The organism is Brevundimonas sp. FG128 (genome assembly GCF_057809775.1).
This window is the reverse complement of sequence record NZ_JBMDKP010000002.1, coordinates 246,648-261,022: the sequence shown is the minus strand read 5'-3', so window position 1 is coordinate 261,022 and position 14,375 is coordinate 246,648. Positions and strand designations below refer to the sequence as shown.

Below are 14,375 nucleotides of genomic sequence, written 5' to 3'. Positions count from 1 at the left end.
TCAGGCCTTCAGGCTGGGGAGGTTCAGGCCGTGTTCGCGTGAAGCGGCGCGCGCGATCTCATAACCGGCGTCGGCGTGGCGCATGACGCCCGTGGCCGGGTCGTTCCACAGCACCCGTTCCAGCCGTCTGGCGGCCTCCGGCGTGCCGTCGGCGACGATGACGACGCCCGAGTGCTGGGAATAGCCCATGCCGACCCCGCCGCCGTGATGCAGCGACACCCAGCTGGCGCCCGAGGCCGTGTTCAGCAGGGCGTTCAGCAAGGGCCAGTCCGAGACGGCGTCGGAGCCGTCCATCATGGCTTCGGTCTCGCGGTTTGGGCTGGCGACCGATCCGCTGTCGAGATGGTCGCGGCCGATGACGATGGGGCCGGACAGTTCGCCCGAGGCAACCATCTCGTTGAACATCAGGCCAGCGCGGTGTCGATCACCCAATCCGATCCAGCAGATACGTGCCGGAAGGCCTTGGAATGCAATCCGTTCCCCGGCCATGTCCAGCCAGCGGTGCAGGCCGGCGTTGTCGGGGAAGAGCGCCTTCATCGCCGCGTCGGTCTTCTTGATATCCTCGGGGTCACCGGTCAGCGCGGCCCAGCGGAACGGGCCGATTCCCCGGCAGAATAGGGGCCGGATATAGGCGGGGACGAAGCCGGGGAAGTCGAAGGCGTCGCTCACGCCCTGGTCGAAGGCGACCTGGCGGATGTTGTTGCCATAGTCGACGACGGGCACGCCCCTCTTCTGGAAGTCCAGCATCGCCTGAACATGAACGGCGCAGGATCGGCGGGCGGCCGCCTCGACGGCGGCGGGGTCGGAGGTCCGCTTGTCCTCCCATTCGGCCACAGTCCAGCCTTGGGGCAGATAGCCGTTGATCAGGTCGTGGGCGCTGGTCTGGTCGGTGACCAGATCTGGTCGAACGCCGCGTCGCACCAGCTCAGGCACAACATCCGCCGCATTGCCCAACAGGCCGACGGATATGGGCTTTCCCGTCGTTCTGGCGGTCTCGATTAGGGCCAGGGCCTCGTCCAACGTCTCGGCCATGACGTCGAGGTAGCGGGTCTTCAGCCGCATCTCGATCCGGCTGCGCTGGCATTCGATGGCGAGGCAGGAGGCGCCGGCCATGGTGGCAGCCAGGGTCTGCGCGCCGCCCATGCCGCCCAGGCCCGCCGTCAGGATCCATTTGCCCGACCAGTCGCCGCCATAGTGCTGGCGGCCGGCCTCCATGAAGGTCTCGTAGGTGCCTTGGACGATGCCCTGGGTGCCGATGTAGATCCACGACCCGGCCGTCATCTGGCCGTACATCATCAGCCCTTTGCGATCGAGTTCGTTGAAATGCTCCCAGGTCGCCCATTTGGGCACAAGGTTGGAGTTGGCGATCAGCACGCGCGGCGCGTCGGCATGGGTGCGGAACACGCCGACCGGCTTGCCCGACTGGACCAGCAGGGTCTCGTCGGCTTCCAGCGTCTTCAGCGTCTCGACAATCTTGTCAAAAGCGGCCCAGTCGCGAGCCGCCTTGCCGATGCCGCCGTAGACGACCAGGTCCTGGGGCCGTTCGGCCACCTCAGGGTCGAGGTTGTTCATCAGCATGCGCATGGCGGCCTCTGCGGCCCAGGTCTTGGCGGTCTTGTCCGGCCCGCGCGGGCTGCGCACGATCCGGGCGTTGGGCGTGTTCATCTCTGGCTCTCGGCGAAGGCGATGCAGGCGTTCAGGACGCGGCGCAGATGGTCGCGCATCGGACCTGCACGGTCGGGGTCATAGGGGCTGGGCCAGTTGTCCGGCGTGACCGGCCCTGCGGGATCGAGGATATAGCCCCGCTCCGCCAGCTCCATCTGGATGGCGTGGACGCCCGTCTCCGGTCGCCCGTAATGGCGCGTGGTCCAGCCACCCTTGAACCGGCCGTTGACGACCAGGCTGTCGCCGCTGACGGCGCATGCGGATGCAACGGCCTGGGTCAGCGCGGACGCGCATGTGGTCCCGTCGTTGTCGCCGATGTTGAACTGAGGCAGTTCGCCCTCGAACAGCCGCGGCACGACCGAGCGGATCGAATGGGCGTCGTAGAGGACGACTGGCCCCGAGCCGCGCAGGCGCTCGATCTGGTGCATCAGGGCGGCGTGGTAGGGATCGAACCACGCGGTGCGACGCGCCTCGATCTCGGCCGCGTCGGGTTCCTGTCCCGTGCGGTAGAGGGGTTCGCCGTCGAAGGTCTCGGTCGGGCAAAGGCCGGTCGTGGTCATGCCCGGATAGAGGGAGACGCCCGACGGGTCGCGGTTCACGTCGATGACGCTGCGGGAAACGCCGGTGCGGACCAGCGTCGCGCCCATGTCGGCGGCGAAATCGTACAGCCGATCGACCCACCAGTCCGCATCCTTGCGCGCCAACCAGGACGAGGTCATCCGCGCCTCGATCGCAGCTGGGATATCCGTGCCGGTGTGCGGCAGGCCGATCACCAAAGGCGCCGAGCCTTCGTGGACGGTCAGCCAGTCGTGCATGGTTCAGCCTCCCTCGCCAAATCGATCCGTCGTGGTATGTCTAGACATATTGATCGCAACGACACGGACCTGTCCAGTGACCCTTGAGCCGCAGCCTGTGGATCGCACCCTTTGGTTCGAGGCGGCCCTGCTGCCCTACGGGTGGGCGCAAGGCGTGCGGATCGGGGTGGCGGACGGGCGGATCGCCTTCTTGAAGATAGGCGTCGCGCGCGAGGGTGGCGATCATGGCGGAGGCGTCGCCTTGCCGGGCGTCGCTAATGTCCACAGCCATGCCTTCCAGCGGGCCATGGCCGGTCTGACCGAGGCCCGCGGGCCATCTGACGACGACTTCTGGACCTGGCGCGCGCTGATGTACCGGTTCCTCGACCGGGGCGGGCCGGAAGAGATCGAGGCCATCACCGCCCTGGCCTTCATGGAAATGCTGGAGGGCGGCTTCACCCGCGTTGCAGAGTTCCACTATCTGCACAACGACCCGACCGGTGCGGCCTATGCGGACCGGGCCGAGATCGCCGCTCGGATCGTCGGAGCGGCGCAAGACACGGGGATCGGGCTGACGATGCTGCCGGTCTTCTACGCCCATGCCGGGTTCGGCGGTCAGCCGCCGTCGCATGGCCAGCGACGCTTCATCAACGATCTGGACGGGTTCGCCAATCTGGTCGCCCGCTGTCGGACCCTGACTGCCGATCTGCCGGACGCCGTAGTCGGCGTGGCGCCGCACAGCCTGCGCGCGGTCAGCCCTGAAGAATTGGGGGCCATGCCCGCGCTGGCGGGCGACGGGCCGATCCATATCCATGTCGCGGAACAGACCAAGGAGGTCGCGGACTGCCTGGCCTGGTCGGGGGCGCGGCCGGTCGAATGGCTGCTGGCTAATGCGCCGGTCGATCCGCGCTGGTGCCTGATCCACTCGACCCATGTGACCGAGACCGAATGGCGCGGCGTGGTCGCGCGCGGCGCCGTCGTCGGCCTGTGCCCGATCACCGAGGCCAATCTGGGCGACGGCGTGTTCCCGGCGGCCGAGTTCACACGGGCTGGCGGGCGGTTCGGCATCGGCACGGATTCCAACGTCCAGATCGGCGTGGCCGAGGAACTGCGGATGCTGGAATACAGCCAGCGGCTGGCCCTACGCGGGCGGGCGGTCATGGCGGATCCCGGCCGTTCGACGGGGCGCAGCCTGTTCGACCGCGCCCTAGCGGGCGGAGCGCAGGCGACCGGCGCGGCGACCGGCCTGTTTGTCGGTGCGACCGCCGATATCGTGTCGCTGGGCACGGACGGCGTCGCCTTCGCCGGACGGTCGGGGGACGCGGTTCTCGACAGCTGGATTTTCGGTGCGCCGACGGGGTCTGTCCGGTCCGTGTGGCGTGCGGGCAGGGAAGTCGTCAAGGATGGCCGCCACGTCGCGCGCGACGCCATTCACGCCCGCTATCGTCAAGCCCTGGCCAAGGTGTTGGACGAGGCGTCGGCATGAGCAAAGGGCCGCTGCACCGACGCATCCATGCAGATTTGGAAGGTCGAATCCTGTCTGGCGACCTGGCGCCCGGTGACCGTATCCCGTTCGAGCATGAACTGACCCAGCGATACGGCTGCTCGCGGATGACGGTGTCCAAGGCCATTTCCGAACTGGCGGGGCGAGGGCTGGTCACCCGCCGTCGCCGCGCCGGCACTTTTGTCGCCCAACCCAAGGCGCATGCCGCCGTCCTGGCCATTCCTGATCTGCGGGCCGAGGTTCTGGAGCGGGGGCAAACCTATGGCTACGCCCTGTTGGATCAGATCGAGCGCGAGCCTGTCAGTGCTGACGAAGTCGATCTGGCGGCGGGCGGACGGTTGCTGGACCTGACGTGCCTGCACAGCGCAGATGGATCGCCGTTGGCGCTGGAACGCAGACTGATCGCCCTGAGCGCAGCGGGTCATGCCATTGATGTTGATTTTCAGACCGTTCCACCGGGAAGCTGGCTTCTGGACTCCGCACCCTGGACCGAGGCGGAGAACCGCATCTCGGCCATTGAGGCCGACGCCCGTGTCGCGCGTCTGCTGGAGTTGAAGCCTGGCGCCGCCTGCCTGTGCGTTGAACGCCGAACCTGGCGCGACGGGCAGGGGGTGACGCGAGTGTGGCAAACCTTCCCCGGCGACCGCTACGATATGGTCGCGCGCTTCTCGTCCGCCCATTCCAAGGACAGTCACCGATGAAGGCTGACCGCCTGCTGATCGATTGCCATGTGGCCACCATGGTCGAAGGCGCCGTCCCTTATGGCGCGATCGAGGACGCCGCGATCGCGATCGCCGACGGTCGGATCGCCTGGGTCGGGGCGCGCGCCGACATGCCCGCGATCGATGCGGCCGAGATCGACCGGCTGGACGGGCGCTGGGTCACGCCGGGGCTGATCGACTGTCACACCCACCTGGTGTTCGGGGGCGACCGGTCGGGGGAGTTCGAGCAGCGGCTGCAAGGCGTAACCTATGAGGAGATCGCCCGCGCGGGCGGCGGCATCGTCTCGTCGGTCCGGGCCACGCGCGCGGCGTCGGAGGAAAGTCTGTTCGCGTCCGCCCTGAGCCGGCTGGAGGGATTGAAGGCGACCGGCGTCACGACGGTGGAGATCAAGTCGGGCTATGGGCTGGATCTGGAGACCGAGCTGAAGATGCTGCGCGTCGCCCGCCGGATAGGCCGCGAAGGCGGCGTCCGCGTCCGCACCAGCTATTTGGGCCTGCACGCCGTGCCCCCTGAACACCGGGATGATCGGGCGGCCTATGTGGACAAGGCTGTGGACAAAATCCTGCCCGCCGCCCATGCCGAGGGTCTGGTGGACGCGGTGGACGCCTATTGCGAACCCATCGCCTTTTCCACCGACGAGGTCGCACGCCTGTTCGACCGGGCGCGCGCCCTGGGCCTGCCGGTCAAGCTGCACGCCGACCAGCTGTCGGACGGAGGAGGCGCCGCTCTGGCGGCGCGATATGGGGCGCTGTCGGCCGACCATATCGAACACACGACCGAAGCAGGCATCGGCGCCATGGCCGCGGCGGGCGTCGTCGCGGTCCTGCTTCCCGGCGCCTATCTGATGCTGCGCGAAACCCAGGCGCCGCCCATCGCGCTGCTACGCGCGCACGGGGTGCGGATGGCGGTTGCGACCGACTGCAACCCCGGCACCTCGCCGGTCGCCTCAATGACGGCGGCGCTCAACCTGGCCTGCGTTCAATTCCGCCTGACGCCCGAGGAGGCTCTGACCGGCGCCACGCGCGAGGCGGCGCGGGCTTTGGGGATGTCGGGTAAGGCGGGAACCGTCGAGGAGGGCAAGGTTGCGGACCTGGCCGTCTGGGACATCACACGGCCTGCGGAGTTGGCGTACTGGCTGGGGAAGCCGCTTTGCAACACCCGATACCTGGAGGGCGTTAAGCAGCTATAGGTTGCGCCAGCATCGTAAATAACCTTAGATTGTTTTCATGTCGGGGAAACAATCGGACGCTGTCGAGGCCTTCATCGCCCACTGGTCGACTGCGCCGATCAGTGAACGCGCGCACTATCAGACCTTCATCATCCAGCTATGCCGGCTGATCGGCGCACCAGCGCCCGACGACGAACGGACCGGCGATCTGGACTACTGTTTCGAGCGCCCGGTTCGGTTCCGTCACGACGACGGGTCCAGCCAGGCCGGCTATATCGACTGCGCCAAGCGTGATTGTTTCGTGCTGGAGGCGAAGCAGTCGCTGAAACGACGCGACGGAGGGCCTTTGGACTCCGCCGTGCAACTGGCCTTGCTTTCGCGCCCGACGATTAAGGCCAGGGGGCCGTCGCAAGAGGCGTTGGACCGACTGATGCGGGCGGCGAAACGTCAGGCCGGGAATTACGCCAAGGCGCTGGACGAATGGCCGCCATTTCTCGTGGTGGTCGATGTCGGCCGGTCGATCGAGCTCTGGTCGGATTTCGCACGGCAGGGAAAGATCTACGCGCCTTTTCCGGATCGCGCCGGCTACCGGATCACGCTGGATCAACTTCGTTCTCCGGAGGTCAGGGATCGTCTGCGCCGCGTCTGGACGGATCCGATGTCGCTGGATCCTGCGGCAAGGGCAGCCGAGGTCACCACGACCATAGCGGTGGGGCTGGCCTGGTTCGTGCGGTCGATCAACAGTCGCCTGCAGGTGGGTCTGGATCGGGTCGAGGTGGCGGCGCAATCCGAAAAGACAGCCCTGTTCGCCATGCAGTGCATCTTCGCCATGTTCGCCGATAGCGTCGGTCTGATCGCCGGGCGCGGCTTTCTGAAGCTGCTGGAAGGCTACGTCGGCGATGCGGTCTATTTCCACGAGGGCGCTCGGGCCCTTTTCCGGAGTATGATCGGGGCGGCTATTGCGTGGCGACGCATCAGCACATCCGTCAGTTCAACGGCGGTCTTTACCGCCGCGTGGACACAATTCCGATCACCGAGGAGGAACTGGCGGCCTTGATCGCGGCGGCGCGATGCGACTGGGCCAACGTAGAACCGGCCATCTTCGGCGCCTTGCTGGAACAGGCTCTCGATCCGGCCGAACGCGCGGAACTGGGCGCCCACTATACGCCCCGCGCCTATGTGGAGCGGCTGATCGAGCCGACGATCATGGAGCCGCTGCGTGACGATTGGGAAGCGGTCGAGGCGGAGGCCATAGGGCATTACCTGCAAGGCGACGTGGTCCGCGCGCGTCGCCTGATCCATGGCTTTCACGATCATCTATGCAAGGTCCGCGTTCTCGACCCCGCCTGTGGCACGGGCAACTTTCTGTACGTCGCCATGCTGATGATGAAGGAACTGGAGGAAGAGGTCATCAGCACCCTCGGCGAGATGGGAGAACACCAGGGTCTCCTTGCGTTGCAGGGCCATGTGGTCAGTCCCGAGCAATTTTATGGGTTGGAAAAGAACGCCAACGCGGCCTGGATCGCGGAGATGGTGATGTGGATCGGCCATCTTCAATGGCATTTCCGTATTTCGGGCGACGCCATGCCTAGCGAGCCGATCCTGAAGGATTTTCGGACCATCAGGCAGGCGGACGCCCTGCTGGAGTATGAGCGACTTGAGATCGTTCCCGGCGAGCGGAAGACGCAGCGCGAGACTGTCCGCTACATCACCCGCGCCCTACGCTCTGGCCACGGGTGCACTTCATCGTGGGTAACCCGCCGTTCATCGGCGGCAAGGATCTGAGACGTGAACTCGGTGACGGCTATGTCGACGCCTTGGCCGCCATACGAGGCGGCCGGTTTCTGTCGGCGGATTTCGTCGCCGCCTGGTGGGACCGCGCAGCCGAAATCCTGACGCAGCCGGGGTCAGTGCTAAGACGCTTCGGCTTCATCACCACCAACTCGATCACCCAGACCTTTTCGCGGCGTGTGCTGGAGCATCATCTTCAACGCCGGCCGCCCATGCGGTTGGTGTTTGCTATCGCTGACCATCCGTGGGTCCGAGGCGTGGGGTGCGCCGACGTCAGGATCGCCATGTCGGTCGCCGAGCGTGGCGAACCGGATGGGCAGGGACGGTGGTTGAAGGTCCGTGACGCAGACGCCCTGACGTTTGAAGAGCGCCACGGCGTCATCGGGGCGGACCTGAGGCTGGACAGTCGGCTCATGCGGTTGCGAGCCTTGAAAGCCAATGCGGGCTTGGCCTATCGCGGCGTGCAGTTGATGGGCGCTGGCTTCCAGCTGACGCCGGAGCGAGCGCAGGCCTTGCTCACGGGTTCCGACCAGAACGCGCCGTCGCCGGTTCGCGACTATCGCAATGGTCGCGACCTGGCGGATCGTGCAAGAGGCGTTCAAGTCATCGACTTTTTCGGGTCGGACGAAGGGGAGGCGCGCCGACGTCATCCGCTGCTGTATCAGCATCTTCTGGAGACGGTGAAGCCGGAGAGGGATCGCAACAATCGCGCCGCCTACCGCGACAACTGGTGGATCTTCGGTGAGCCGCGCCGAGACCTTAGAACTGCGCTGGACGGGCTGGATCGCTATATCGTCACGGTCGAAACAGCCAAGCATCGCTGGTTCAGGTTTATGGACGCCGCCACCCTGCCGGACAACAAGCTGGTGGTTATCGCCAGCGACGATCCGGTCGTGTTGGGCGTGCTGTCATCGCGCCAGCACCGGGCGTGGTTCGCCGCCAACGCCGGACGGATCGGCGAATACGAACGCGAGGCCGTCTATGTGAAGGGCACGTGCTTCGACGCCTTCCCGTTTCCGGAACTCAGCCTCGTCCAGGCTGCGGATATCGGTGCGCTGGCGGAAGAACTGGACGCTCTGCGCGCCGATGTCCTGGCTCGCCATAGTGGGTCAACGATGACGGGCCTCTATAACGCCAGAGCGCGCATCGGCGGTGAAACGCCGTTGAGCGAGGCGGAGCGTGTCGTGCATGAGGGGGGATGCGTCGGTGTGCTGGATCATCTGCACCAACGCCTCGATCGGCTGGTGGCCCAGGCTTATGGGTGGCCAGACGACCTGACGGATAGCCAGGTCGTCGATCGACTGATCGCGTTGAACCTGTCGCGCGCCGATCAAGAAGCGGCGGGCGATATCGCCTTCTTGCGTCCCATATATCAGGCGGACAAGGTTCGATCGCGCGAGGCCGAAAAACGGGTCGAGGCGACGCTGTCGGGCCCGCACGAGAAGGCGTTGCTGCCCGAAGAGCCGGCTGCCCTGGCCTCCAGTCTGTTGTCTATTTTGCGCAAGGCGGGAGTTCCGCTGCCGCCGTCGGCCCTAGTGGACGAATTCACCGGCAGCCGCCCTCGCGCGCGGCGCCGGATCGAACAGACATTGGCCGTGTTGGCGGTTTCTGGTTCCGTCCAGCGGACAGATGCGGGATGGTTCGCGCCCCGCCGAACGCCGCGCTGACGCGCGCATCAGACGTCTGCGACGCCCATGGCCTTCATCAGGGCGTCGCGGATGGCGGCCTCCGTGAAGGGCTTCTGGATCGTGGGATTGCCGCGCCATTCCTCGGGCAGGCCGCCTTCGCCGTAGCCCGTCGAGAAGATGAACGGGACGCCGCGCGCCTTCAGCGCCTCGGCCACGGGGAAGACCTGACGGCCGGCGACATTCACGTCGAGAAGGGCGGCGTCGAGGTCGGCGGCGTCGCGGGCCAGGGCTTCGCCCTCGTCGATATTGGCCGCGGGCCCGACCGGGGTGCAGCCCATGTCTTCGAGAATGGTCTCGAGCAGCATGGCGACGAGGGACTCGTCTTCCACGACGAGGACACGGCGGCCAGTCAACGGTTGGTTCATGAGGCAGGCGTCCTGTCCAAGGGAACCGTCAGTTCCGCGATCAATCCATCAGCCGCGTAGACCAGTTCTACCTCGCCCGCCAGATCATGACGAATGTTTCGTTCTATCAAGCGGCTACCGAAACCTCTTCTGTCCGGTATCGCAACCTTGGGTCCATCCATCTCGCGCCAGGTCAGTCTCAATTTGCGATCTCTCTGATCCGCCACGCCCCAGTCGATCAGCACGCGTCCGTCCGGCGTGGACAGGGCGCCGTATTTGGCGGCGTTGGTGGCCAGTTCGTGAAAGATCATGCCCATGGACAGGGCCACGGCCGGGTCCAACCGGATAGGCGGGCCGTTGAGGCTGATCTGGGACGGGCCGAAAGCGGCCATCTCGTGGTCTAGAATGTCGCGCAGATCCGCGCCTTCCCAGTGGGTGCGCGTCAGCAGGTTGTGGGTGTGCGACAGCGCCATGATCCGGGACTGGAAGGTCTCTGCGAAGGTCGCGGGATCGTGGTGGGATCGGGCGGTCTGCACGGCGATCGATTGAACCGTGGCGAGGGTGTTCTTCACCCTGTGGTTCAACTCGTCGATCATCAACTTCTGGCGTTGGGCCGCCTGGACGTTCTCGGTCACCTCGTGACCCTGGACGAAGATGCCGGCTACGGCCCCCATCTCGTCGCGGACCGGCTGATAGATGAAGTTGAGATAGACGCCCTCCAACGGTCCGTCAGGCTTGCGCTGAAGCTGCACCAGGCTTTCGCGGCCCTCATAGGGTTCGCCCGTGACGAAAACGTCGTCGAGGAATTCGTAGAACCCCTGGCCCGCCAGCTCCGGCAAGGCCTCGCGCACCGGCAGTCCGGCGATGTCGCGATGGCCGATCAGCTGGTGATAGGCGGCGTTGTGCATCTGAAACACATGGTTCGGCCCGGACAGGATGGCGACGAAGCCTGGGGCCTGCATGAACATCTCGACCAGTCGGTTGCGTTCATGTTCGAGCCGGCGGTTGTCTTCCTGAACCGACTTGGCGCGAGACCACACCGCCCCACCCAGAATGGCGTCCAGAGCGCTGGTCGGCGCGGCGTCGCGGCGATCGCGTTCGCGGGTCAGCTCGGTGATGTCGCTGGTGTGCTGGAGGATGTAGACGACTTCGCCGGCGGGGTTCAGGATCGGCGTGTGGGTCGCGCTCCAGACCCGGTCCTCGAACACCTCCGCGCCGTCCGGGCCGGGGTGCCCTATGGAAAATCTCACCATGGCGAGATGATCGCGCTGGCGAGTATCCCGCGCCTTTTCCATCGAAGCCCGCACCTGACGCACGTTCTCCGGCGCCTCTTCGCCAGGACCGGAATCGAAGGCGGCGAACAGGGGCGTGCCGAGAATTTGATCCCGATGCGATGCGGTGACGTCGAGATAGGCCCGATTGGCCTCGACAATCCGAAGGTCCGGCGTCAGCAGGACATAGGGATTGGGCGAGGCGTCGAAAGCCGCGTTCAGATCGACCCTCGGATCGTCCAGTTTAACCGTTTCGCCCAATGAAAGCCCCGCAATACTGTCGCCCTAACGCACGGCGCGGAGAAAAGTTCGCCGCCGTACGTTTTTGCGTTGCTGGATAAACATTGGCTCGCCCCAAGAATTTGCTAAGCACGGCGAATGACTTTGACCGGCGTCTTCGCCACCCTTGCGATCGTGATGGCCCAGCCCGCTTCCCAGCCCCTCGTGCAGACGCAACAGGGTGTTCTCGCCGGACGCGTCGAAGGCGAGGTGGCCAGCTTCAAGAACATTCCGTATGCGGCGCCTCCGGTGGCGGAGATGCGGTGGCGTCCGCCCGGCCCGGCGCCGATCTGGGAAGGGCAAAGAGACGCCTCGGCCTATGGCCCCCTGTGCATCCAGGCGCCGCCCAGCGGCGATCCGGGCGTCGGCCCCCTGCCCATGAGCGAGGATTGCCTGAATCTGAACGTCTGGCGTCCGGCGGGCGGCGACCAGCCGGCGCCGGTCATGGTCTGGATCCACGGCGGCGGTATGGTCAACGGCTCGGGGACTGCGGCCCTCTACGACGGGACCGACCTGGCCAAGCACGGCATGGTCGTGGTGACGCTGAACTACCGGTTGGGACGACTGGGCTTCTTCGACCACCCGGCTCTGGCGGCCGAGCGGCCTGCGGGCGAGGCGGCCGGCAACTATGGCCTGATGGATGTCATCGCGGCGCTGAAATGGGTGCGGGGCAATATCGCGGCCTTCGGCGGCGACCCCGCCAATGTGACCATCTTCGGCGAGTCGGCCGGAGGCGCGATCGTCGCGCGAATGATGATCTCGCCGCCGGCCCGGGGCCTGTTCGACCGCGCCATCATCCAGTCGGGTCTGGGGCGCGAGTTGCAGACGCCGCTGGACCGCAAGGGGCCGCATGGCGCGCCTTCGGCACGCGAGCGCGGTGAAGTCTGGGCCTATGGGGCGGGACTGCGAACCGCCGCCGATCTGCGCGCTGCGCCGCCCGAGCTGTTCCTGACTCCGCCGCCGGTGTTCGCCAACGGCGATCTTACGCTGATCGACGGACAGATCGCGCCCTCGACCGTCGAAGCGGCTTTCAAGGCCGGGCGGCAGGCGCCTGTGCCTATGATCATCGGCACGAACAGCGCCGAGTTCTGGTGGATGCGTCCGACTGACCGCAACGGTTATGGTCAGATCGACGACGACATGACCTGGCTGGAGCGCGCCGAGGCGATCCAGGCTTACGGCGGCGTCGAGCCCTTCGACCGTGAGGCGATTACCGACCTTGTCTTCCAGGAGCCGGCCAGGATGCTAGCGCGCCAACACAATGCGGCGGGGCATCGCGCCTGGCTCTATCGGTTCGACGTCACCTCGCCACAGAACCCGGAACCGCACAGCGGCGCCACACATGCGATCGAGCGGCCCTATGTCTTCGGCACGCTGAACCTGCTGCCCTATCCTGTCGAGGAGCGGGATCGGCAGGCGTCCGACGCCATGATGGGCTATTGGACCGCCTTCGCGCGGTCGGGCGATCCCAACGGCGTTGGTCGTCCGGCGTGGCCCCGCGCGCAGACAGGCGACACCCGGTTGATGAACTTCATGAACTCCGGCCCCGCCGTGACGCCCGTCCCGTTCAGCGCCCGGCTGGATTTGCTGGAACGGTTCCGCGAACGCCCTCGCTGACGCAGAAAATCAGAAGGCCGAGCTGGCGGCTGACTGCTTTTCCTTCAGCGTGACCAGCTCTTCGGCCATGGTCGGGTGGACCGCGCAGGTGGCGTCCCACTGGGCCTTGGTGAGGCCCGCCTTCACGGCGATGGCGGCCAGCTGAATCATCTCGGGGCCTTCCGGTCCGACGATGTGGACGCCCACGACGCGCTGGGATTCGGCGTCGACCACCAGCTTCATCAGCACCCGCTCGTCCGAGCCTGTGAAGGCGTATTTCATCGGCCGGAAGCGGGTGACATAGACATCCACGCCCTTGGAGCATGACCGGCGCGCCTCGGCCTCGCTCAGGCCGACCACGCCGACGGGCGGCTGGCTGAAGACGGCGGTCGCCACGGCCTCATAGTCGAAGTGCTGGGGATTGTCGCGATAGACGGTCTGGTGGAAGGCGACCGCCTCGCGGATCGCGACCGGCGTCAGATTCATCCGGTCCGTCACGTCGCCGATGGCCCAGATGTTGTCGGCCGTGGTCCTGGAATAGGGATCGACCTTGATCGCGCCTTCGTCGTTCAACTCGACGCCTGCGGCTTCCAGCCCCAGGTCCTTCACATGGGGAATACGGCCCGTGGCGAACATGACCACGTCCGTCTCCAGCTTCATGCCGTTTTCTAGGTGGTTGACCAAGCCGGTCGCGGTTTTCTCGATCTTCTCGTGCTGGCAGCCCAGGATCACCTTGACGCCGCGCTTCTCAACCTCGCCGGCCAGGTGTGCGCGCACGTCGTCGTCGAAGCCGCGAAGGATGTTCGGGCCGCGATAGATCAGGGTGGTCTCTACACCCAGGCCTGCGAAGATGCCGGCGAACTCCACCGCGATATAGCCGCCGCCGGCGATCAGGATGCGTTTGGGCAGTTCCGGAAGCTGGAAGGCCTCCTCGGACGTGATCGCGTGCTCGATCCCCGGCAGATCATGAGGGACCCACGGCCGACCGCCGGTGGCGATCAGGATTTTATCGGCGGTGATGGTGCGGTTTTTGCCAACGATCTCGACGGTGTGAGCGTCCTTCAGCACCGCGCGGCCGTGGATCAGTTCCACCCCGGCCTTGCCCAGGTTTGCGGCGTAGATGCCTGACAGACGCGCGATCTCGACATCCTTGGCTTCCAGGAAGGTCGGCCAGTCGAACTTCGCATTGTCGAAAGACCAGCCATAGCCCTCGGCGATCTCCAGCGCGTGGCTGACCTCGGAGGCCATGACCATGAACTTCTTGGGCACGCAGCCCCGGATCACGCAGGTGCCGCCGACACGATATTCCTCGGCCACCGCGACCTTCTTGCCGTTCAGCGCCGTCAGCCGCGCCGCCCGCACCCCGCCGGAGCCGGCGCCGATGACGAAGAGGTCGTAGTCATAGTCGGCCATGATGCGAGTTCCGTTGAGCAGGGACCCGGCATTTAAGCTGAACGGCGGGAAATCCAAGTGCGACCGCCGCGATCTCGCCAGCTCAGCCACCACAGCGACCTGCTGAGGATCGGGGGCACGCCAAAGTTTTTGATCTGCG

12 protein-coding genes and 1 pseudogene are annotated in these 14,375 nt (G+C 66.0%); 8 read left to right on the top strand and 5 right to left on the bottom strand.

Features of this window, described 5'->3' with window-relative positions:
- Both hutU and hutG read right to left on the bottom strand, forming a co-directional pair.
- The gene (gene hutU / locus ACODSC_RS05755) at window positions 1–1,665 is read right to left on the bottom strand and encodes a urocanate hydratase (protein ID WP_488812627.1); all 1,665 of its coding nucleotides are present in this window, start codon (window positions 1,663–1,665) and stop codon (window positions 1–3) included.
- Window positions 1,662–2,480 carry an N-formylglutamate deformylase gene (gene hutG, locus ACODSC_RS05750; RefSeq protein ID WP_488812625.1) on the bottom strand — a complete coding sequence of 273 codons (819 nt, stop codon included), beginning with the start codon at window positions 2,478–2,480 and terminating at the stop codon, window positions 1,662–1,664. Before hutG ends, hutU begins: the two co-directional genes overlap by 4 nt.
- Before the next feature lie 97 nt (window positions 2,481–2,577).
- Between hutG and ACODSC_RS05745 the strand changes: the two genes are divergently transcribed.
- From ACODSC_RS05745 to ACODSC_RS05715, 7 genes and pseudogenes are all read left to right on the top strand, one after another.
- The gene (locus ACODSC_RS05745) at window positions 2,578–3,945 is read left to right on the top strand and encodes a formimidoylglutamate deiminase (protein WP_488812623.1); all 1,368 of its coding nucleotides are present in this window, start codon (window positions 2,578–2,580) and stop codon (window positions 3,943–3,945) included.
- Window positions 3,942–4,664: a histidine utilization transcriptional repressor HutC gene (gene hutC / locus ACODSC_RS05740; RefSeq protein ID WP_488812621.1), complete on the top strand. Its 723-nt coding sequence runs from the start codon at window positions 3,942–3,944 to the stop codon at window positions 4,662–4,664. The genes ACODSC_RS05745 and hutC overlap by 4 nt, the downstream gene beginning before the upstream one ends.
- Entirely contained in the window at window positions 4,661–5,875 is a 1,215-nt protein-coding gene (gene hutI / locus ACODSC_RS05735; protein ID WP_488812619.1) for an imidazolonepropionase, read from the top strand. The genes hutC and hutI overlap by 4 nt, the downstream gene beginning before the upstream one ends.
- Window positions 5,876–5,912: 37 nt before the next feature.
- Window positions 5,913–6,911: a type IIL restriction-modification enzyme MmeI gene (locus ACODSC_RS05730; RefSeq protein WP_488812617.1), complete on the top strand. Its 999-nt coding sequence runs from the start codon at window positions 5,913–5,915 to the stop codon at window positions 6,909–6,911.
- Window positions 6,908–7,639 (top strand): DNA methyltransferase, encoded by a 732-nt coding sequence (locus tag ACODSC_RS05725; RefSeq protein WP_488812615.1) that lies wholly within the window; start codon window positions 6,908–6,910, stop codon window positions 7,637–7,639. The genes ACODSC_RS05730 and ACODSC_RS05725 overlap by 4 nt, the downstream gene beginning before the upstream one ends.
- Window positions 7,591–7,836 (top strand): annotated as a pseudogene (locus ACODSC_RS05720) (DNA methyltransferase); the annotation flags it as partial. The gene ACODSC_RS05725 and the pseudogene ACODSC_RS05720, both read left to right, overlap by 49 nt.
- 255 nt (window positions 7,837–8,091) lie before the next feature.
- Window positions 8,092–9,312, top strand: a complete 1,221-nt coding sequence (locus ACODSC_RS05715) for a type IIL restriction-modification enzyme MmeI (RefSeq protein WP_488813449.1) — start codon at window positions 8,092–8,094, stop codon at window positions 9,310–9,312.
- A gap of 8 nt (window positions 9,313–9,320) precedes the next feature.
- Here ACODSC_RS05715 and ACODSC_RS05710 read toward each other — a convergent pair whose 3' ends face one another.
- A complete protein-coding gene (locus ACODSC_RS05710) occupies window positions 9,321–9,698 on the bottom strand; it encodes a response regulator (protein WP_488812613.1) in 378 nt (125 codons plus the stop codon).
- Window positions 9,695–11,209, bottom strand: coding sequence for an HWE histidine kinase domain-containing protein (locus ACODSC_RS05705; protein WP_488812611.1), 1,515 nt, complete (start codon window positions 11,207–11,209; stop codon window positions 9,695–9,697). Before ACODSC_RS05705 ends, ACODSC_RS05710 begins: the two co-directional genes overlap by 4 nt.
- 117 nt (window positions 11,210–11,326) lie before the next feature.
- On the opposite strand from ACODSC_RS05705, the gene ACODSC_RS05700 reads away from it, so the two are divergent.
- On the top strand, window positions 11,327–12,844 hold the full coding sequence (locus ACODSC_RS05700; protein WP_488812609.1) for a carboxylesterase/lipase family protein: 1,518 nt from the start codon (window positions 11,327–11,329) through the stop codon (window positions 12,842–12,844).
- 9 nt (window positions 12,845–12,853) lie between these two features.
- Here the strand turns inward: ACODSC_RS05700 and gor are convergent, their stop codons facing one another.
- On the bottom strand, window positions 12,854–14,236 hold the full coding sequence (gor, locus tag ACODSC_RS05695) for a glutathione-disulfide reductase (protein ID WP_488812607.1): 1,383 nt from the start codon (window positions 14,234–14,236) through the stop codon (window positions 12,854–12,856).
- Window positions 14,237–14,375 lie beyond the last annotated feature (139 nt).

Coding starts and splice junctions, on each gene's coding strand:
- hutU (WP_488812627.1), bottom strand. CDS start 1,665: ATGAACACGCCCAACGCCCGGATCGTGCGCAGCCCGCGCGGGCCGGAC.
- hutG (WP_488812625.1), bottom strand. CDS start 2,480: ATGCACGACTGGCTGACCGTCCACGAAGGCTCGGCGCCTTTGGTGATC.
- hutC (WP_488812621.1), top strand. CDS start 3,942: ATGAGCAAAGGGCCGCTGCACCGACGCATCCATGCAGATTTGGAAGGT.
- hutI (WP_488812619.1), top strand. CDS start 4,661: ATGAAGGCTGACCGCCTGCTGATCGATTGCCATGTGGCCACCATGGTC.
- ACODSC_RS05730 (WP_488812617.1), top strand. CDS start 5,913: ATGTCGGGGAAACAATCGGACGCTGTCGAGGCCTTCATCGCCCACTGG.
- ACODSC_RS05710 (WP_488812613.1), bottom strand. CDS start 9,698: ATGAACCAACCGTTGACTGGCCGCCGTGTCCTCGTCGTGGAAGACGAG.
- ACODSC_RS05700 (WP_488812609.1), top strand. CDS start 11,327: ATGACTTTGACCGGCGTCTTCGCCACCCTTGCGATCGTGATGGCCCAG.
- gor (WP_488812607.1), bottom strand. CDS start 14,236: ATGGCCGACTATGACTACGACCTCTTCGTCATCGGCGCCGGCTCCGGC.